The organism is Reinekea forsetii (assembly GCF_002795845.1).
Lineage (GTDB): Bacteria > Pseudomonadota > Gammaproteobacteria > Pseudomonadales > Natronospirillaceae > Reinekea > Reinekea forsetii.
Genome location: NZ_CP011797.1, coordinates 2,334,548 through 2,355,381 on the forward strand (window position 1 = coordinate 2,334,548; position 20,834 = coordinate 2,355,381).

The 20,834-nt window shown below is 53.5% G+C and carries 16 protein-coding genes and 1 tRNA gene; 7 read left to right on the plus strand and 10 right to left on the minus strand.

Annotated features, from left to right (window positions below):
- Positions 1–2 precede the first annotated feature (2 nt).
- The 8 genes from REIFOR_RS10785 to REIFOR_RS10820 form a co-directional block, all read right to left on the minus strand.
- The gene (locus tag REIFOR_RS10785) at positions 3–908 is read right to left on the minus strand and encodes a protein phosphatase CheZ (RefSeq protein WP_100257569.1); all 906 of its coding nucleotides are present in this window, start codon (positions 906–908) and stop codon (positions 3–5) included.
- A gap of 20 nt (positions 909–928) precedes the next feature.
- Entirely contained in the window at positions 929–1,300 is a 372-nt protein-coding gene (gene cheY / locus REIFOR_RS10790; RefSeq protein ID WP_452595864.1) for a chemotaxis response regulator CheY, read from the minus strand.
- 477 nt (positions 1,301–1,777) lie between these two features.
- Complete coding sequence (locus REIFOR_RS10795) at positions 1,778–2,494, minus strand: RNA polymerase sigma factor FliA (RefSeq protein ID WP_100258756.1); 717 nt, start codon at positions 2,492–2,494, stop codon at positions 1,778–1,780.
- A gap of 22 nt (positions 2,495–2,516) precedes the next feature.
- Positions 2,517–3,341, minus strand: coding sequence for a MinD/ParA family protein (locus REIFOR_RS10800; RefSeq protein WP_100257571.1), 825 nt, complete (start codon positions 3,339–3,341; stop codon positions 2,517–2,519).
- A gap of 126 nt (positions 3,342–3,467) precedes the next feature.
- A complete protein-coding gene (gene flhF / locus REIFOR_RS10805) occupies positions 3,468–4,844 on the minus strand; it encodes a flagellar biosynthesis GTPase FlhF (RefSeq protein WP_100257572.1) in 1,377 nt (458 codons plus the stop codon).
- A gap of 10 nt (positions 4,845–4,854) precedes the next feature.
- Positions 4,855–7,077 (minus strand): flagellar biosynthesis protein FlhA, encoded by a 2,223-nt coding sequence (gene flhA, locus REIFOR_RS10810; RefSeq protein ID WP_100257573.1) that lies wholly within the window; start codon positions 7,075–7,077, stop codon positions 4,855–4,857.
- Between the two features lie 182 nt (positions 7,078–7,259).
- Positions 7,260–9,602, minus strand: a complete 2,343-nt coding sequence (locus REIFOR_RS10815) for a glycoside hydrolase family 31 protein (protein WP_100257574.1) — start codon at positions 9,600–9,602, stop codon at positions 7,260–7,262.
- 248 nt (positions 9,603–9,850) lie between these two features.
- Positions 9,851–11,503: an AMP-binding protein gene (locus REIFOR_RS10820; RefSeq protein ID WP_100257575.1), complete on the minus strand. Its 1,653-nt coding sequence runs from the start codon at positions 11,501–11,503 to the stop codon at positions 9,851–9,853.
- A 167-nt stretch (positions 11,504–11,670) separates the two neighbouring features.
- Between REIFOR_RS10820 and REIFOR_RS10825 the strand changes: the two genes are divergently transcribed.
- Together REIFOR_RS10825 and REIFOR_RS10830 are read left to right on the plus strand one after the other, a co-directional pair.
- The gene (locus REIFOR_RS10825; protein ID WP_100257576.1) at positions 11,671–12,588 is read left to right on the plus strand and encodes an OmpA family protein; all 918 of its coding nucleotides are present in this window, start codon (positions 11,671–11,673) and stop codon (positions 12,586–12,588) included.
- Positions 12,589–12,721: 133 nt separating this feature from the next.
- Positions 12,722–12,797, plus strand: a tRNA-Glu gene (locus REIFOR_RS10830).
- A 213-nt stretch (positions 12,798–13,010) separates the two neighbouring features.
- Here REIFOR_RS10830 and REIFOR_RS10835 read toward each other — a convergent pair.
- Complete coding sequence (locus REIFOR_RS10835; RefSeq protein ID WP_145980285.1) at positions 13,011–13,454, minus strand: cyclic nucleotide-binding domain-containing protein; 444 nt, start codon at positions 13,452–13,454, stop codon at positions 13,011–13,013.
- A 122-nt stretch (positions 13,455–13,576) separates the two neighbouring features.
- Between REIFOR_RS10835 and REIFOR_RS10840 the strand changes: the two genes are divergently transcribed.
- The 5 genes from REIFOR_RS10840 to REIFOR_RS10860 all read left to right on the plus strand — a co-directional run bounded on the left by REIFOR_RS10840 (position 13,577) and on the right by REIFOR_RS10860 (position 19,605).
- Positions 13,577–14,026 carry a dCMP deaminase family protein gene (locus tag REIFOR_RS10840; RefSeq protein WP_100257578.1) on the plus strand — a complete coding sequence of 150 codons (450 nt, stop codon included), beginning with the start codon at positions 13,577–13,579 and terminating at the stop codon, positions 14,024–14,026.
- Between the two features lie 310 nt (positions 14,027–14,336).
- A complete protein-coding gene (locus tag REIFOR_RS10845) occupies positions 14,337–15,218 on the plus strand; it encodes a carbohydrate ABC transporter permease (protein WP_100257579.1) in 882 nt (293 codons plus the stop codon).
- Positions 15,219–15,222: 4 nt separating this feature from the next.
- A complete protein-coding gene (locus REIFOR_RS10850) occupies positions 15,223–16,074 on the plus strand; it encodes a carbohydrate ABC transporter permease (RefSeq protein WP_100257580.1) in 852 nt (283 codons plus the stop codon).
- Between the two features lie 4 nt (positions 16,075–16,078).
- Positions 16,079–18,193 carry an alpha-galactosidase gene (locus REIFOR_RS10855; RefSeq protein WP_100257581.1) on the plus strand — a complete coding sequence of 705 codons (2,115 nt, stop codon included), beginning with the start codon at positions 16,079–16,081 and terminating at the stop codon, positions 18,191–18,193.
- Positions 18,194–18,387: 194 nt separating this feature from the next.
- Complete coding sequence (locus tag REIFOR_RS10860) at positions 18,388–19,605, plus strand: ABC transporter substrate-binding protein (protein ID WP_100257582.1); 1,218 nt, start codon at positions 18,388–18,390, stop codon at positions 19,603–19,605.
- 93 nt (positions 19,606–19,698) lie between these two features.
- Here REIFOR_RS10860 and REIFOR_RS10865 read toward each other — a convergent pair whose 3' ends face one another.
- A complete protein-coding gene (locus REIFOR_RS10865; RefSeq protein WP_100257583.1) occupies positions 19,699–20,745 on the minus strand; it encodes a Gfo/Idh/MocA family oxidoreductase in 1,047 nt (348 codons plus the stop codon).
- Between the last annotated feature and the right edge of the window lie 89 nt (positions 20,746–20,834).

A 20,834-nucleotide genomic window follows, 5' to 3' on the forward strand; every position in this document is an offset into this window, starting at 1 on the left:
CCTTAAAAACCCAAGCTGGACAATAGATCGTCAACATCATCTTGATTGGCTACTACATCAGCCTGACCGGTGTTAATCGCTGGACCGTGGCCGAGCGTCTCGTCCGGGGTGGCATCGCGTTGAGCATCGTTGCCGTGCGCGATAATGCCGGTAATGGCCTCAACCTGACTGGCCATGAAGACCAGCTCCACTAGGCTGCTTTCAACTTCCTTAACCAGACCTGTTACCTTATGAATTACTTGCCCGGTCAGGTCCTGGAAGTCCTGCGCCAATAGAATTTGAGTCATGTTGCCCGACAAGACAGCGCTATCGGCCGCCAATTTTTGAAAATATTCATCCAGCCGCCAATAGAGGGTGCGAAACTCTGCCGCGGTCATCTCCCGTTGCACCATACGTTGCCACTCACGCTTGAGCACATTGGCCTCCAACTGAATGGCCTTGACCAGCGGCAAGCTGTCTTCGACCAGATCCAAGGTGCGATTGGCGGCGCGTTCAGTCAGTTCACTTACATAAGCGAGGCGATCACTAGCTTCGGTTAGTTCGGAGGCCTCGTCTTCGAGTTGGCTGTCGATGGCAAAGTTGGTTATAGCGCTGTGTAAGGCCCGTGTCAGCCGACCGATTTCCTGGTACAGGCCCTTATCGCGCACATTTTGCATTTCTTGTAGGTTGACTAGTGCCGATTCGAATTGGCCATTGCAGATATTATCATGCAGCAATTGGGCCTTTTCACGCAGGTTCTCCATTACATCGGATTCGCTGCTAAGCTGCGGTGTGCGTGCATGTTGCAGTTCGATTAGGATCTGTACGGCGGCTTCGAGATTATTTTTATTTGCACATTCGAGCAGTTCCGGCGCCCTTTGTTTGAGCAAGGTCGCGAACCGTTTCGGTTCCGCAGTCTGTTCAGTCATGGCCACTCCCAGAGCCCCTCTCAGCCGACACGCTCAAAAATCTTTGCGATTTTTTCTTTCAATGCCGATGCTGTAAAGGGTTTCACGACATAACCGTTCACACCGGCTTGCGCGGCAGCAATGATTTGATCTCGTTTGGCCTCAGCGGTTACCAGTAAGACTGGAATGGTTTTCAGTTTTTCATCTGCGCGTATTTTCTTCAGCAACTCCATACCGGTCATGCCCGGCATATTCCAATCGGTAATGACAAAATCAAAGGTCCCATTCTGCAACATCGGCCAAGCAGTCGCGCCATCGTCCGCCTCATGAGTGTTGGTAAACCCCAGATCACGCAGCAGATTTTTTACGATTCGGCGCATTGTTGCGAAATCATCTACCACTAGGATTTTCATGCTTTTGTCCAAAAGGGCCTCCTATTTCTGAATCGGGACGGGATCTATTCTATTTATAATAGACGGTGCTCTGGCCGCGCACATTTTTAAAACGGGTTTCGAAGCAAATAGCCGTATTGCCAGCGGTCGCAAAAAATGACTTCATTCGGGGTTTGAACGGCAGTAACGATGGCTGTTAATAGTTTGCCTGGCGGCTTCCAGGGTATTGCTTGAGGGTTGAAAGGATATTGCTTAAGGGTTGAAAGGGTATTGCTTGAGGGTTGAAAGGGTATTGCTTGAGGGTTGAAAGGGTATTGCTTGAGGGTTGAAAGGGTATTGCTTGAGGGTTGAAAGGGTATTGCTTGAGGGTTGAAAGGGTATTGCTTGAGGGTTGAAAGGGTATTGCTTGAGGGTTAAAAGGGTATTGGAGGGGGGATGAGCTCGGGCTTAACGGCCATTAGGAGGGGCTGAAGTGAGCCATCAGTAGAGATGGTGACTTTACAGCCAATCACGCAATTTAGACCGCAAGCGCAGAGTTGCTTGGGAATGGATCTGACTGACTCGGGATTCGCTGACACCCAACACGGCGCCTATTTCTTTGAGGTTCAGTTCTTCGTCGTAATAGAGCGATAAGACCAACTGTTCACGTTCTGGTAACGCTTTTATGGCAGTGATCAAGCGACCGTTCATTTGATCGGTCTGGTGGCCTAGGTGGGGTGCTACGGTGTCGGATACATCCGGTCGGCCTTCATCCGTTTCCGAATGATTATTCTCGACCAACTCTTCAAAACTGAACAACCGTGACCCTTGGGTATCTTTGATCAACATATAGAATTCGTCGAGGCTGATGCCCAGTTCTAAGGCCACCTCGGGATCTTGGGCATCGCGGCCCTCACGCATCTCGATTACTCGAATCGCATCGGCTATGCGCCGGGAATTGCGGTGCACGCTGCGGGGAATCCAATCGCCCTTGCGGATTTCATCGAGCATGGAACCGCGAATTCGAATCCCAGCATAGGTCTCAAAACTAGCCCCTTTGCCCGCATCGTAATTATTCGCCGCCTCAAATAAGCCAATCATGCCCGATTGAACTAAATCGTCCAACTGAACACTGTCTGGTAGTCGCGCTAATAAATGATGGGCGATGCGTTTAACCAGCACCCCATACTGTTCTACTAACTGCTCGTAATCGATACTGCGTTGCGTGTCATACATAGTATAGTTCTGCACCGACATGTCAGGCTGCCCCGACACCTTGAATTAAGCGTTCTACAAAGAACTCCAAGTTGCCTTTCGGCGAGCTGGGTAAAGGCCAGGCGATCACTTTTTGCGCTAGGTCACGATACGCCACCGACGCTTTAGAGCGCGGATAGGCCTCCAATACAGCTTTTTGGCGCTGCACCGACTTGCGTACCGCTTCATCCATGGGAATGGCGCCGCTGTATTGCAACGAGACGTCCAAGAACCGATCGGTTACCTTGGCCAGCTTGTTAAACAGCATTTGACCTTCTTTTGGGGTCCGAACCATATTGGCCGCGATACGAAAGCGGTTCATGCGACAATCGCGATTAAGTACTTTGATCAACGCGTAGCAATCGGTCACTGACGTGGGCTCATCGGTCACCACGATAAGCGCCTCGTGAGCGGCGCGCACAAAGCTGGTCACGGTTTTAGAGATACCCGCTGCAGTGTCGACGATCAACACGTCCATATACTCGCCCAAGTCGCTAAAGGCCGTGATAATACCCGCGTGTTCAACCTCACCTAAGTTGGTCATATGCTGCGAGCCCGAAGAGGCCGGTATGATTTTAATACCGGCCGGGCCTTCAACCATAATATCCAACAGGCTGGCTTGGCCGGACAAAACATCGCCGAGGTTTCGGTTAACCGACAGCCCCAGCAATACGTCCAGGTTGGCAAGCCCTAGGTCGGCATCTAACAGGACAACTCGCTTGCCAAGCTCGGCCAATCCAATGGCAAGATTGACCGATACATTGCTCTTTCCGACACCGCCTTTACCGCCGGTGACCGCAATTACCTGTATTGGATTTAAACTTTTCATTACCTATTACCTCAATTCCCGGCAGTAAAGATCACTTCTTGATGTTTGCTGATCTGCCGGCGAAATTCTATTGCGACATCGGTGGGTCTAAACAGAACCCTCCGGTGTGGCGCTGGTCGCGCTGTTCTAACTGGCCGTCGCTAATTTTTGGCGCTCTGGCTTTAAGCTCTGCACCAATCGCTTGGTTAATTTTTGCGCATCTCCAGGTTCGATATCCTGCGGAATATTCTGGCCGGTGGTGATATACCAGATGGGCCAGCGATGTTTCAAGACGGGCTCTAAGATCCCGCCAAAACTGTCCGATTCATCCAGCTTAGATAGGATCACGGCATTAAAAACCAGTGCCGGCAGCTGGCCGACAAAGCGGGTGACCGACGCCGGTTGCATGGTGGCCGGTAAGACGAGTACCGTTTGAATATGCGGCGCCATGGCTTCGCTGCGCATCAATTTGTTCCAATGGACCAGCGCTTCCGCGCTGCCACTGGTGTCAATCAACACGGTACGCTTCGACGCCAAGCTACTCAGCACGCTCGACAAAGAGTCGTCTTCGGTCATGGCATGGAACTCAACGCCCAAAATATTGCTGACTGAACGCAAAATTTCTTGTCCGCCGACCTGAAACCAATCCAATGAGACCACCGCGACTGAATCGGCACCATAATCCTTAACACAATGAGCGGCCAGCTTGGCTATGGTGGTGGTTTTACCCGCCCCCGTTGGCCCCGTTAAGGCGAACAGCCCACCCTCGGCAAGCGGCTCGTAGAGCGGGCTGTCTAAGGCCGATGTTAACCGGGCAACTATTTTGCGCCAGTTCTGCTCTAAGAGGTCTTCGCGATCGAAGCTCTGCAACAGCTTGGCCGCTAAGACATCGCCAAAACCGAGCGACTTCAGACGCCCTTCTAGGCGCTCATATTGCACTGACGTGGCGGTCAAAGGCGTATGCAGCTGTTCGGTCTGTTCTTGTAGCAGTTCACGCAGGCCGTCTATTTCGCGCCGCAACACCTTAAAGTCTGCTGCTGCTGCCGCGGCGGGGGCTGCGGGCGTGGCTTGTGCGGCCCAGCCTGCTCTAGCCGGCTCGACAGCTGGTTCGGATGCACGCGTGGAGCGGGCCATCGGCCGCTCGGCCAGGTTTACTCGGCGATGGGCAACTTCCGTTTGGGGCTGGTTCTTGACCTGGCTGAAGGCCTGCTGATTCTTACCCGCCATTGAGGCAAAAAGATCTTTCATCGCCTGCGGGTTAAGCGGATCGGTTTTATTTAGACTGGCCGCGGGCGGCAGTGCCGCAGGCGCTATCGGGCGAGCGGTAACGGCAGCGGGGGCATCCTGAACCTCGGGTAGGGTCTCTTGGTAAAGCGCAAACTCGTATTCATCGACACCCGCGACTATCTCCAAGCCATTGCTGAGCTTGCGACTGGACAGGATTACCGCTTCAGGCCCGAGGACTTCACTGATCGCTTTCAACCCGGACTGCATATTGGCAGCGGTAAATCGTTTAATCTTCATCAGCTAATCCTCATTGACCACCGACGGTCGCTACAATGGTAATGTGTTTGTTGTCTGGAATTTCTTGGAAACTCAGGACTTTTAAATTAGGTACCGCATGGCGGACAAAACGCGCCAATAACATTCTTAAAGAAGCCGCGACTAAGAGCACCGCCGGTTTACCTTCCTTATCGAGATTCTTCACCGTATCACTGAGCGACGATTGCAGGCGCTCGGCCATACCAGGCTCCAAGGCAATACTGTCAAGATTTCCATCAGCACCGGCCTGTTGAATAGTCTTATGCAACAATTGCTCCAATGCTCGATCTAATGTGATAACTGGGATTTCTTTTTCGCTGCCGACCAGACTTTGGACGATCATTCGGGCCAGACCCATGCGCGCCGCATTGGTCAAGACGTTGATGTCCTGTGACCTAGGCTGCAAGTTGGTGATCGATTCGGCAATACTGCGCATGTCGCGGATGGGCACGCTCTCAATCAATAGGTTTTGCAATATTTTCAGCAATTGGCTCAGCGAGACCGAGTTGGGCACCAGCTCTTCCGCCAATTTTGGCGAGTGTTTCGCCAATAAATCGAGCATCTGCTGCACTTCTTCGTGCCCGAGCAGCTCGTAAGAGTGCTGCGCCAACAGATGGTTGACGTGGGTCGCGACCACGGTACTGGCGTCGACTACGGTATAACCGAGGGTTTGCGCCTTATCTTTTTCCCGCAGATCAATCCAAACCGCTTCCAGGCCGAAGGCTGGATCGATGGTCTTAATGCCTTCCAGAGGACCAAATACCTGGCCAGGGTTAATCGCTAACTCACGATCGGTATAGACTTCACCGTCCGTCACCGCGACGCCCATCAGCGTCAATTGGTAGGCATTGGGCATCAGGTCTAAGTTGTCCCGAATGTGGATCGACGGCACCAGAAAGCCCAGGTCTTGCGATAATTTTTTCCGAATACCCTTAATGCGACCCAACAGCTCACCGCCTTGGGATCGATCGACCAACGGAATCAGGCGATAGCCGACTTCCAAACCAATGACATCAACCGGCTGGACATCGTCCCAGCTCAGCTCCTTGGTTTCATTGCTAGGCTCCAGAACCGGCGGCAAGCCACCGCTGGCGCGGGCATCGCCCAATGCTTTGGGCTGATTGGCCGTCCGGCCGGCTTTCATCGGCAACATCGGCTCACCTAGAAGCGCCTTCTCCTTGAGACTGATCCACAACGCACCCAGGCCGCATAGGGCCGCCAACATTAGGAAGACAAAATGTGGCATGCCCGGCAAAATGCCCATTACGAAGAGCACAAAGCTGGTAATACCCAGGGCCCGCGGGGTGGAAAACATCTGATTGACGATCTGATCGCCCATCTCTTCACTGCTGCTGTTGCGTGTCACCATGATCGCCGCGGCTACCGAGAGCAACAGGGACGGTATCTGGGCAACCAGGCCATCACCAATGGTCAGCAAGGCATACTTTTGCACCGCATCGGCAAACACCAAGTCGTGCTGCACGATCCCAATAATCAGGCCACCGATAATATTGATCACCAAAATCAAGATGCCAGCGACCGCATCGCCGCGCACGAATTTTGACGCGCCGTCCATCGACCCGTAAAAATCGGCCTCTTGCGCCACGTCCGAACGGCGAATCTTGGCCGCCTCCGCGTCGATCAGGCCGGCATTCAGGTCAGCGTCAATCGCCATCTGCTTGCCGGGCATGGCATCCAAGGTAAACCGGGCACTAACTTCAGAGACTCGACCGGCACCCTTGGTGACAACGACGAAGTTGATGATCATTAAAATTGCAAAGACCACCAGGCCGACGGCGTAGTTGCCACCGATCAGCACTTCACCAAAGGACTCAATCACCTTACCCGCAGCATCACCTCCTTCATGACCGTACATCAGCACGACTCGCGTGGAGGCGACGTTGAGCGACAATCGCATCAGGGTCGCAACAAGGATAATGGTTGGAAACACCGCGAAATCGAGTGGCCGTAAAACGTAGATAGTGACCAACAAGACCACTATCGAGAGAGCGATGTTGAAGGTGAAGAAAATATCCAAGAGTAAGGTCGGTACAGGCAGGGTCATAAGGCCGAGCAAGACTAACAATAGAATCGGCACCCCAAGCAATCGCTGCCCAGCAACCTTGGCACCTTGGCCGGTATTCTTGAGTACCGCTGCGCCGTCGACATTGCGGAAGTTGGTGCCGGCGGTGCGAAAATTATCTAAGAGTGCCATGGGTCAATTTTCTGTCAGATTCTATAAAGTACTGCTTATAACGCAAAAATCGCGCCAAAATGTGATCCATTTGACAAATAATAGCGTGACCCGCCCTGACGCCTTTCTCCGGCGGCTCTCGGTGGCCGAAGGGGCAAAAAAATGGCCACCTTGGACGGCCTAACTGGGCGCGCAAGGACCGCTTAAAGCCAGGCTGAAGGCCGGATATAGTGGAGCCGGCAGCGAACCCCGTCGACATTGGAACGGCCCGTAACGGGTTCGCCATTGAGCAGAATCGGTCGGTCCTTCCAGGCGTGGGGGACTCCGAGAGTGATCAGTTGCCATTCTGGCTTATAGTAAGATCGATCGAGTGACAGGTGACATTCAACCTGTGCTGCACTCTTGTGATACCCTATGGACAAGCGAGCATAACGGTTCTCTGCTGGATTGGCGGTCAGGCCATCGTCATCGCGAAACAGCATCCGGCCGTGCTCTGCCCCGTCAACAATCAAGATGCGCAATTCCTTTTGGGCACGCGCTGTTGAGCGCCGATAAGGCGCCAACGGCAATATGGCACCCGCCTTGAGGTAGATCGGAATGTCATCAAGATCCGTCTGCGCGAGGACAAACTGCCCACCGACCAGGCTGCAGTCACCGACCAGGCTGTACCACAGGCCCTTGGGTAACCAGACCGAGCGGGCGACGCCACCGGCGACCAATATCGGCGCAACCAGCAGGGCGTCCCCGAACATAAACTGATCGCTCATATTTTCGGTCTGCTCGAGCTGCTGTTCCAGCCAAAACATCGGCCGTAAAATGGGCTGGCCGGTTTCGTGGGCATCGCGAAACAGTTGGTAGAGATAGGGTAGTAGCTTATAACGACGGTGCATTGCGTGCCGCACTCTAGTGGTCCATGGCTCGGCGAAAGACCAAGGCTCTTGTCGAACCTGACCAATGGCACAGTGATTGCGCATCAGCGGGTAGAAACAGCCCAGCTGCATCCAGCGGGTAAAGAGCTCCGGCCGACTGTCGTCCATAAAGCCACCGATATCGACGCCGGCAAAGACGACGCCGGACAAGCCCATATTGAGCAACATCGGCACACTTAGGCGCAAATGCTCCCAAGAGGATCGATTATCGCCGGTCCAGACCGCCGCACTGCGCTGGATACCGGCGTATCCGGCCCGAGTTAGGACAAAGGGTCGCTGCGCGCACTGCTCCACTATCGCGCTCGCCGTGGCTTCGCACATCAGCAGGCCATAGGCGTTGTGCACGGCTTCGTGCTCGACTACCGCCCCATCGATATGATGGCGCGCATCGGCGTCCAGCGTCATGCACTCATTGAACACCGCCGGCTCGTTCATATCGTTCCAAAAGCCCTGAATACCCATATCGGTATAGTAGCGATGCAGACCCTGCCACCACTGTTGCACCCTTGGCTGAAAAAAATCGGGCCAAACCGATTCGCCGGGCCAAACCTGACCTTGCCAAACCTCGCCCTGGGCGGATTGAACAAAATAGTCGGCCAACATGCCTTGCTGATAAACTCGGTAGTGCGGATCGCGCTTGATCCCGGGGTCGATGATTGGAATAACGCGCACTCCGTCGGCCAATAGGTCATCGACCAGCTCCGGCGTTTGCGCGAAGGTCGTTGGGTCGAAGCTGAAGACCCGGTAGCCGTCCATACACAGTATATCCAGGTACAGCGCGTCCAGGGGCAGGTCATGGTGCCGGAAACCCTCGGCTATCGCCCGGACCTCTTGAGCACTTTGGTAACTGTGGCGCGACTGCTGGTAACCTAAGGCCCATTTTGGTGGCAAAAACGGACGACCGGTCAACCGGGTATAGAGATCGATTAGCTCACCCAGGGTCTCGCCGGTAAATACATAGAGATCCAGCGCACCGCGGTCAACGCTGATACAGACCTCATCGGTCAAACTCAGATCGAAGCGGCTGCGGCCGGGATTGTCGAGAAAAATGCCCATCCACCCCTGATCGGTCGACACCGTCATAAAGGGAATGGACTGATAGAGCTCATCGGTCGCGGCGGTGTGCGGGAAGAAGACATCTGAATTCCAAAAAGTCCATGCCCTACCCTGCTTATTCAAATCACCGGTCTTTTCACCCAGGCCATAGACTGGCCAGGCATCTGGCAGTGTCAAGTACAGGTGCAGACCCTCGGCGCTGTCGGCGTAGAGACCCCGGGACGTTGCCAGCCCCTGACCGTGTCGATGCACGGCAATTTGCCACTGCTCCTCCGGCAACCAGGACCATTCGATTTGATTGGGCAGATCTGCAGGGTGAACGGCGCGGCTGGCGGGCAAAACGGCCACGCTGGTGATCAATGGTTCGCCCAGACAGACCCGGATCAGGTTGGCCGATAGCTGGGTGACCGATAGCGGGTGTTTATCGTGGTAGATGCGGGTCGAGTCGGTTACCACCAGTGGGTTTGAACGGTAGCGCACCCGGTGCTGACTTGGCTGGTCCGGCCCCAATACTCTTTCAGGTTGAACGGCAAAACTGGAACGGGTATTGAGCTCAGTCATACTTTCCCATTTTATTGTTTTTCACAGTCCCCCCATCCTATCGCCTGGTCCGGCGCTGCCCAAGGCGGAATCGGTTTAGGGTTGAAATAGAATCACGTCTTGCAGAGGGTTGAAATTGGCTCAACGGTTAATGATTTAACCAAGGTGGAGTAGCCGTATGGTGGCTTGGTGGGCAGGCCCGAGAACGGGCCAGCAGTGCGACGCTGCGCGTCACCCTATAAGCGCAACGGCAACGCTTGAGGGGCAGATTAGACGGTCAATTCGTCCTGCCAGATAACCGACTTGGTTTGGGTTTGTTGAGCAATACTATTGTACCGCTCTTCCAGTTGGTTACGGCGTATCTTCAGGGTCGGGGTTAATAACTCGTTTTCAATGGACCAGCTGTCGGTAACCACCACGATGCCGTCCAGCCGGGCATGAGATTCCAAAGTGGCATTCACCCTATCCAAAGTCTCCTGCAGCGAACTGCGCAGCTGATCCCGATTGGTGTCGTGCAGATGCTCCGCCATTACCACGATGGCGACCGGCTGCTTGCGACCGGATCCCATCACCAAGAGTTGATCGATATCGGGGTTGGCCGCCAATAGGGACTCAATCGGCACCGGCGCAACATATTTGCCCTTGGCCGTTTTGAAGGTGTCCTTGACTCGACCGATGATCTGATAGACCCCATCGGCCGACTGGGTCGCCTTATCGCCGGTGTGAAACCAGCCATCGCTGAAGTTGCGCTCGGTTTCCTCGGGGTTTAAATAGTAGTGACTGAACACCGCTTCGCCGCGCACCAGTATTTCACCGCTATCGGACAGGGTCATATCGACACATTTGGCCGGTGTGCCAATGGTGCCAACCCGATCGGCCCTAAACGGCAGGTTCGAACAGGACAGGCCAGCGGTTTCAGTCATGCCCCAGCCTTCGCAGATATCGATCCCGATGGTTTGATACCAGGACAAAATAGAGGGTGAAATGGGCGCGGAACCACAACCCATCAAGCGTGCTTTGTCCAAGCCCAAGCCACGGCGGATTTTTCCGGCCAACAAGCGACCCAGAAGCGGCACGCGCAGCAACTTGGCTAAGCGCTCGGCCGGCACCTTAGCAAACACACCGGTTTGAAACTTGGTCCAGAGCCGGGGCACCGAGACGAAAACCGTCGGCCGGGCGAACTGCAAGTCCTCGACAAAGGTTTCAAGCGACTCGACGAAATAGAAGGTGGCCCCGCCGTAGAGGCCCGGCCCCTGAATCACACCCCGCTCGACAATATGGGCCAACGGCAGATAGGACAGAATACGATCTTGGTCGGCGACCGCCAGCCAAAGTTGGTTTTCGGTACAGGCGGAGGCGTAGTTGCGATAGCTGAGCACCACGCCCTTGGGTTCGCCGGTACTGCCTGAGGTATAGACGATGGTCATATCATCGTCCAATGCCGGTGTATGCAAGGCTGCTAACGGTTCGTTCTGTTGCAGCCAGTCGCTCCACTGGTGATCGGCCTGCAGCGTCTGATAGGGATAGGCAATGCGCGGAATCCGACCATCGATCACCTCAGCGGTGGCCTCCAGATCATCTAACTTACCGACGAAAATGGCTTTCGCGCCGCTGTGCTGCAGGACAAAGCCAATCGTCTGGGCATTGGCCGTGGCAAAGATCGGTACGCTGATCAGACCGGCCATCATGATGGCCCAGTCCGATATGTACCATTCGACTGAATTCTTGGCATAAATGGCGACTCGGTCGCCCTTCTCTAAGCCTAATGACAGCAATCCCGAGGCGACCTGGCGCGCTTGGGTTTCAGCCTCTTGCCAGCTGGTCACCTGCCATTGACGGTTGACCGGCTGATAGAACATTGGCTTATCGGGATGGCTCTGCGAGCGCTGTACCAGTATCTCAATGGGCGTTTTATAGGTCATGGATGTGCCTCTTTTTTTTGTAATATTAAGACCACTTCACCAAAAATTGCTCCATAGCGCAAGCGCTAAGCTTGATGGGCTACTCTTATGTGAACAAGTGATTGCATTGTCGAGGTGACCGCATTACCGTCACCTGATCCTCTAGCGTCCCCTTAGGTAGGCCTATTTTGAGTCGTTTAAATCCTGCGCAATACGTAATTTTTTCAGTTACCTTTCTCGCCGCTTCATTAGTGGCCAACTTCGTCTTGTTTCAAGCCAGTGCGTCGCGTGACGACCAACTTGACCGAGCAAACCAGTCTGTCACCCGGCTGACGCAAGCCCTATCAAGCGACACCAGCACGAGATCGGATCAGTCGTCGCGGCTCGAAAACATGGCTGCGCAGCAACAGGACATGGCTCAAATTGTCGATGACCTTCAGGGGCATATAGCCAATTTGAATAAAGAATACCAACAAACCCTGACGATGGCACAACAGTCTGAACAGTCCTTGGCTCGGTCACGCTCCGATAATGCGGCACTCGATAGCGAGTTGCAGCGCTCTCGGCTCGACCAGGCAGAGGCCCAGAAGACCATCAATAATCAACTGCGCATGCTGCGCCTCAGTGCCGATAGCGGGCCCAGTGCGGCTAAAAGCGCTCTACAGGATGAACTGCAGGATCTGGCGAAACAATTAACCTCGTTGTTCCCCGATATAGTTGTATCGCAACGCGCTGCTGGTGACGCCGTACTCGACATCCCCTTGGCGCTCATCTTCAAACCGGCATCTTTGCAATGGGTCGATAATATCGACGCCCTACTGCGCCCCTTAGCCAGCTCACTGCAGAACCTGCCCAATGCCGAGTTTTTAATCATCGGCCACTCCGATGCCCGGCCAATCGTCTCTTCCTGGGCTGAAAATTATCCCTCTAATTGGGAACTGAGTTCAGCGCGGGCTAGCAAGGTCGTGCAATATTTTGTCGACTTGGGTGTATCGGCCGAACAAATGACTGCGGCCGGCAAGGCGGCCAACAGCCCGGTGCGAGCCGAAGACAATGCAGCGGCTTGGCAAATCAATAGGCGCTTGGAGATTCGAATCGCCAACTAAGACTGCGCTGCCCCGCTCGGTCGTATCCCGATGGGACGGCAGACTAAGCCAACCTGGCCACTGGCGCCGAAAAAAGAGTTGCATCTTCGAAGAGGGGTGGTAAGATGCGCCCCGCTCTCCACATGAGCACTGTGTCCCGTTCGTCTAGTGGCCTAGGACACCGCCCTTTCACGGCGGTAACAGGGGTTCGAGTCCCCTACGGGATGCCACCTTTTTTTGTGCATCGTAGACTCGCTTTACATTCTCTCCAGCTCACATTGCGTGACCTTTGTTGCTCCGCAACGCAAATTCTTCCAGCTCCCCCTGTTCAGATCATCGAGTCCCTTAGGGCTAATACTTCTTTTAGGCCGCGTAAACTCGCGTTAGCAGGTACATTAGCGTGACCTTCGCCGTTTCATAAGCCTCCGCATATGCGCCTTAAGCTATGATTTGGCATTGAAGTTGGTCACGGTGGTGGCCAGTTTTATAATTATTTGGTCCTTAACCTTACTTCGCGTCGAGGCATCCAGATTGTCTAACAGCGTCTGATCTATGCGTAAGAGAGCACTCACGCCTTCGGAAAATACCCAGGTGGTGCGAGGAATATTTAGGATAAAGCCAACTTCCCCGAAAAACTCACCCGGCTTAATAGTCGCCACGGGTTCAGCATGTCGACCCACGCAGACCAAGCCCTTACCACTTAACAGCACATAGAAACAATTATCGAGCGCATCCTTTTCGATAATGGCTTCGCCCGGACTGGCAACATACATCTGAGCATATTCGGCCATCGGGGCCCGTTCGTAATTGGTGATTTTCTCGAAAAAAGGAATCTTGGCCATCAATTGCAATAACTTCATAGAGGAAACTTGGCTGGTACGCTTCACACATCATTCCTAATTTATACGCTTGAGTCGACGCATCACCATAAACCAAATAGCGCATATTGCGAAACCTTTGTTTCTTGCGCACAATGGCGGGATATTCCGCGTTCGAGTGCATTTATCCAATGGTCTCAAAATGGGCTACACGTTTTCATCAAATGGCCCTATTGGTCGGGTCCTGGAGTAAAGACCCTTCTACCCAGGTCGGCGCCGTCATCACCGAGAGCAATAGAATTGTATCGGTCGGCTTTAATGGGTACCCCCATGGTATTTCAGACAGTGCCCAAACCGATAATCGGGAAATGAAGCTGCTCAAAACACTGCATGCAGAGGAAAATGCCATCCTCTTTGCCAAGCGGGACCTGACCGGCTGTGATATCTGGGTAAGCCACTTCCCCTGCCCGAACTGCGCCGCCAAAATCATTCAAACTGGTATCGCCACGGTGCATTGCCCAGAACAGTCGGCTGACTTCCTGTCGCGCTGGGGTGACAAGATACAGATTAGCCAAGAAATGCTGGCGCAAGCCGGTGTTTCGGTCGACTGGATGCCCCTAACAAGCACGGCGTCCGAGTAAGGTTTGCAGCGCATGGCTCGGCCAGCGGGTTGCACGCTCAATTGAATCTCGAGCACGGCCCAATTCAAAACCGCTCAAGCGCCCGCGATTATCACGGTCCTGCCCGCAAACAAGACCCTCCCTGTGCATTGCCTGAATTAAGCCTGATGCATGCGAACCCTGCTCCAGCTAAGGCTTTGATATTCAGCGCATGTTGAAGCGGCCTTTTAGTAAAAAACGCCACTTGTCAATTTTCTCTTGAAAACGTTACCAAGCCGTTCCATAATGTTGCATCGCCAACAAAAAACGTTAATAAAAAAAGGCCTAAATCGTGCATTCGAATAATTCTAGATCCTGGTCAGATACCCTGACTCCTTGGTACTTCCTGGCACCAGCCATCGTGATTTTTATCGTCTATGTGGTTTTTCCGATTGGCCAATCTATTCTGATGAGCTTTTACCAATGGGATGGCATCGGTGAAAAGGTTTTCATCGGCTTCGGGAATTACCTAGAGTTGGGTGAGGATCCCCAATTTTGGACCAGCCTGGTCAACAATATTCTTTGGCTGCTGTTTTACATGCTGGCGGTCCCATTGGGCTTGGGCATCGCACTCTTTCTAAATCAGGAAGTCTTGGGTATTCGCGCCGTGAAATCGCTGTTCTTTTTCCCCTTTGTTATCTCCCAGGTCATTATCGGGATCGTTTTCTCCTGGTTCTATGACCCAAGCTATGGCCTGCTGCAGGACATACTTGCGCTGGTCAATATAGATCCGCTGCCTATTTTAGCCGATGAAGGCTTGGTGACCTACGGCATTATCGCGGCCGGCTTATGGCCTCAGGTGGCCTACACCATGATCCTGTTCCTCACCGGCCTCAATAATATCAGCCCTGATCAGATTGAGGCGGCCCGAATGGACGGCGCCAAGGGCTGGTCTATGCTGCGCTACATCGTGATTCCCCAACTGCGCCCGGCGACCTTTATCGCCATAGTGGTCACGGTTGTCGGGGCCTTGCGCTCGTTTGACCTGGTTGCGTCTATGACCGCGGGTGGGCCTTACGGCAGTTCATCGGTACTGGCCTATTTCATGTATGAACAGGCTATTTTCAACTATCGCATGGGCTACGGCGCGGCCATTGCCACGGTATTATTTTTGATAATGCTCATCTATATCGCCTTTTTCCTGTGGCGCATGCTAAAAGACGAGCGAGGTTAGGACTATGTTTCCCACTCCCATTGCACAAACAAAGAAAACCACCCAGGTTGGCTACAAGCTGCTATTACCAATCGCGGTGATTCTCTGGCTCTTGCCGCTGGCGGCGGTCTTTATGACCTCGGCCCGCTCCATTGTGGACATCAACGCCGGTAATTACTGGGGTTTGCCGACAGAATGGAATTTGATCGAGAACTACACTGCCGTTTTTGCCAGTACCAATATGGCGCGCTATTTACTGAACAGCCTGTTGATCACCCTGCCGGTGATGGTAGGTTCCGTGTTCTTGGCCACCTTGGCCGGCTTCGCCTTGGCGAAGTTCAAGTTCCGCGGCAACTTACTGATCTTCGCACTCTTTATCGGCGGAAACTTTGTGCCCTTTCAGATTCTTATGATTCCGGTGCGCAACCTGACCATCGATCTGGGCCTCTACGACACTATTTGGGCGCTGATCTTTTTTCATGTTGCTTTCCAAACCGGCTTTTGCTCACTCTTTATGCGCAATTTTATTATTGGCATACCCGAGGAGCTGTTGGAGAGCTGTCGATTGGAAGGCGCCAGTGAATGGAAGATCTTCTACTCGATTATCTTACCCTTAGTGCGGCCCGCACTCGCCGCATTGGCCGTGCTGATTTTTACCTTTGTTTGGAACGATTATTTTTGGGCATTGATCTTGGTGCAGTCCGATGAAGTGCGGCCGGTGACGGCCGGTATCAGCGCTTTGCGCGGTCAATGGTTGGCGTCGTGGAATCTAATCTCGGCCGGGGCGATCGTCGCGGCCTTGCCGCCGGTGGCCCTATTTTTTGCCATGCAAAAACACTTTATCGCCGGCTTAACACTGGGTGCGACCAAGGGGTAGTAAGATGAGACTATTGCACAGTGACAACAGTTCCATTGTAATCTTGACCCAGGCTGGCCAGCCTTGCATCCGCTATATAGGTCCGCGTTTGGCGAGCACGGTGACCGAGTCTGAGTTGCGTTGTATCCTGTCCGAGCCCTTGCCGAATGGCGCTTTGGACGATCGACCGCAGATTTCCGTTGCCAGCACCTATGCCGATCCGACCTTTATGGAACCGGCGCTAAAAATCCTCTGCCAGGGCCGCCACTGGGCCCCGCAATTCCAGCTGCAAGACGAGTCTGGTAGCGCAGAGCACATTGAATACCGACTCCTGGACCCTAAAACTGGCCTACTCTTGGTGTGGCGACTGGGAGTTTGTGCTGAGAATGATGTGTTTACCCTCGACTGCCAGTTTGAAAACACCGGTGCAGACCCGATTGCCATCGTGCAGTGGCTCACCACGCTGCCAATCCCCAAGGCAATGAGTGCGGTTAAGGCGTTCACCGGCCGCTGGGTGCATGAGTTCCAACCACAGGATTGTTCGATTCCGTTAGGTGTCCTAGAGTTTAAAAATATTAAGGGCCGTTCGTCACACGATCATTTCCCCGGTTTATTGATCGCGGATGCGCAGTTGAATGAACACTCGGGGTCTTGTTTTGGTTTCCATCTCGGCTGGAGCGGTAACCATTGCCAACGGGTCGAGCGCAGCCAAAACGGCCTGACGCAATATCAGGCCGGTATTGAACTGATGCCCGGTGAGTTAGAACTCACCCCGGGAGGGCGCTTTCAGGCGGCCCCACTCTACTTCACGCACACTGAACAGGGTTTGGGTGGCATCGCGCAGAATTTCCAGCGTTTTGTGCGGGCCGAGATTCTCCGCTTCCCCAGTGACCGGCCGCGCCCGGTGCATATCAACACCTGGGAGGCGATTTACTTCGACCATCGCCAATCGGAACTCGACGCACTGGCAGCGGCGGCTCAAGACTGTGGTATCGAGCGGTTCGTCCTCGATGATGGTTGGTTTACCGCCCGGCGCAACGATAGGGCCGGTCTCGGCGACTGGGTTGTTGATACCGAGGTGTATCCAGACGGATTGCACCCACTCAAAGACACCCTGGCCGCACATCAGCTGAGCTTCGGTCTCTGGTTTGAACCGGAAATGGTTAATAAGGATTCCAATCTATTTCGTCAGCACCCCGATTGGTTGCTGCAATTGGATGATCTGACCCAAAGTTCCGGTCGTAATCAATGGGTACTGGATATCAGCCGCGCAGAGGTAACCGACTATCTGTTTAACCAGATCGATACTCTACTGCGTGAATATCCCATCGAATATATCAAGTGGGACATGAATCGAGATCTGTCCCAGGCCGGTAATGGCCAAGGCCGACCGGTTTATCACCGCTATGTGACCAGCCTCTATGACCTGCTGGCGCGGCTTCGGGCGGCCCACCCGAGCGTAGAAATTGAATCCTGTGCTTCAGGGGGCGGGAGAATGGATTATGGCATCTTGCGGCATACCCAGCGGTTTTGGTTAAGCGACTGTAATGACGCCAACGAACGGCAAACCATGCAGCAGTGGGCCGGCCTATTTTTCCCCAGCGAAGTTCTGGGCAGCCACGTTGGCCCAGATAAGAGCCATACCACCTCGCGCTCGCACGCACTCGCTGTGCGCGCCGGTACTGCATTGTTTGGCCATATGGGTGTGGAATGGGACGTCCGTGAAGCCTCGGGAGCGGACAGAGAAGCGCTTACACACTTTATCGGCCTCTACAAAGAACTGCGCGGGCACATTCACAGCGGTATTCGGCGCCCATTGCAAACGCCGGATAAACACCAGATTGGTTTCACCGTTGCTTACCAGGACGGCCTTTTGGTCAGTGTTTTTCAACAGACGATGCCGGAGCTGGCCACACCCGGGCCCCTACTGCTACCGATGCTCGATCCCCAGGCTCGCTATCGGTTACGCATTTTGATTCAGCCTGAACACGCCAATCATCTGATGAAACAGCCACCCGACTGGTTGGTTGCCGAAAACTTGGAGCTTAGCGGTGAACTACTGCTGCGCTGCGGGTTGGCGTTACCGGTACTCGATCCGGAATCCTTATTGGTACTGCAACTTGATCGGGTGCCTGATTAAACACCACCGGCGAAAGCGCTCTGTGGTGGCAAGAATTTGGTCTTTTTGACTGGACCAATTGACGAGGTTTGGAAGACCTACAAAAAACTTCCGCAACGAAAAGTTCGGAGCTGCGGGCGGCTGATAAGGCGTCTGCAAACCCGAAACAATAAGAGTGGCTTTTTCGTCACCCAACAATAACAAAGGACGATACTATGACGCTAAAAAAACTTGTCACCTCAGGTGTCTTGGGCGCAGCAATGCTCTCGCAGGCCTATGCCGGCACTCTGGTGATCAACTCAAATCAATCGGATCCAGCGCCTAAGCAAGCCTGGGCTGACATGATTGCTCAGTTTGAAACTGAAAATCCGGATATCGATGTTAAGGTCAACCAATACGATCACGAAGGTTATAAGAGCGTGCTGCGTAACTGGTTAGTGACCTCGCCACCGGACGTAGTATTTTGGTTTGCTGGCAATCGGATGAAGTTTTTCGTTGATCTTGGACTCTTTGAAGACGTCTCCGATGTTTGGGCCAATGAAGGTCTCAACGACAGCATGTCTTCTACCAAGGCCTCGTTATCTGTCGACGGCAAGAAGTACGGCGTGCCTTACTCTTACTACCAATGGGGTATCTACTACAACAAGGGCATATTCGATAAGTTGGGTCTGAGCGAGCCGCAAACGTGGGATGAATTCATCGCCGTCTGTGACGCGTTAAAAGCCAATGCCATTACACCTATTACCATCGGTACCAAGTACCTGTGGACTGCCGCTGGCTGGTTTGACTACCTGAATATGCGCACCAATGGTTTGGATTACCACATCGATCTGATGGACGGCAAAATCCCTTACACCGATGCGGGCGTGAGAAACACCTTTGCCAACTGGAAGCAGCTGGTCGATGGCGAATACTTCCTAGAGAACCATGCATCTTACAGCTGGCAAGAAGCTCAGCCACCGATGTTTAATGGCGAAGCGGCAATGTACTTGATGGGCAATTTCTTAACCCCTAACTTCCCTGAAGGTATGGATTTTGATTTCTTCCCATTCCCCATTATCGATCCATCTATTGGTCGATATGAGGATGCGCCAACTGATACCGTGCACATCCCGTCACGCGCTAAAAACAAAGCTGATGCTCGTAAGTTCTTGGCCTATGTCGCACTGCCAGAGAACCAAACCAAGCTCAACATGGCTTTGAATCAGCTGCCACCGAACAAGTACGCCACAGCAGCAGACAACAAGTTCCTGACCCAAGGCAATGAAATGCTCGGTTCGGCCGATGGTACCGCTCAGTTCTACGATCGGGATACCGATCCGGCGATGGCATCAGAAGGCATGAAAGGCTTCCAGGAATTCATGGTTCACCCTGAGCGTCTAGATAAGATCTTGGATAACTTAGAGCGTGTGCGTCAGCGCATCTTCAAGTAATCTAAAAAAGTTTCAACGTAATAAGCAAGAGGTGGCCTAGGCCACCTCTTTTTTTGTCTGCGATTTAACCGCCTCGGCGACCCATGTCAGCATCTAGAGGGCCTTAGCCTGGGCCTCATCGACAACCGTCATACGTTGGCCTTGTTGGGCTGACTGATGCGCCAGCGCCAGTAGATGGATCGCCAATATGGAATCATCGATGGGGACTGGCGATTGCGCACCCTGTTCCAGGCAGAGCGCAACCTGATGCCAAAAGGCGCCATAGTTACCCGGTTTGGTGGTGACTAACTTACTCTGATGCGCCTGATAAAGGATGCCCCAATGCTCATCGGATTCCTGCCCCCAACGCTCATCGAGTAAATCTTCACCCAGTTTCAGGGCACTTTCTTGAACGTCTAGGCCAAACTTCACGAAGGAGCCCTCGGTGCCTTCCAAGGCAAAACGCGGATTGGGACCGGCGCCAAAGCTGCTGCTACCCAAGACCACCTGAAGCGACTCATAGTCGAGCCATATCTCAAAGTTATCATCCACCTCGGCCCCGTCGCGCAGGCAGCGGATATTAGCGGTCAGGGTCTTCGGGCAACCGAACAGGGCAATCGCCTGATCGATTAGATGAGGCGCTAGATCCCAAGTAATACCGGTACCCTGGCCCTGTTGCTCGCGCCAGCGTGAGCGCACCTCGGGTCGGAAGCGGTCGAATCGACTGACCAGGCGTTTGACCTGACCGACCGACTGATTATCGATCAGGCCCTGTATGGTTAAAAAATCGCCGTCCCAGCGTCGGTTTTGAAACACGATCAATTGCCGCTCGCATTGCGCGGCTAAAGCCTTGAGAGTTTCGGCCTGCGCCACCGTAAAGACAAAGGGTTTCTCGACGATCACATGACAGCCCTGCTCTAGGCAGTATTTTGTCTGCTCGAAGTGGGCGTGGTTGGGTGAGGTGATCACCACCAGGTCCAAGGTGTCGAACGCCAGATCGGCGAGATTTTGGACCACCGCAATCTCAGGATGGGACAGATGAAAGGCATCGGGTTTCGAGGTCACCATATGGGACCATAGAAAGCCCGGTTCCATCTGCAGATACGGGATATGAAAGGTTTGCGCCGAAAAACCATAGGCCACTATTGCCGTACGAATCATATAGCCTCTTACCCACTTAGGGTCCAATGTGAAAATGAATGTCTCGTTTTACTCTACCATTAGGATTTGCGGCGCAACAGTTATTCACT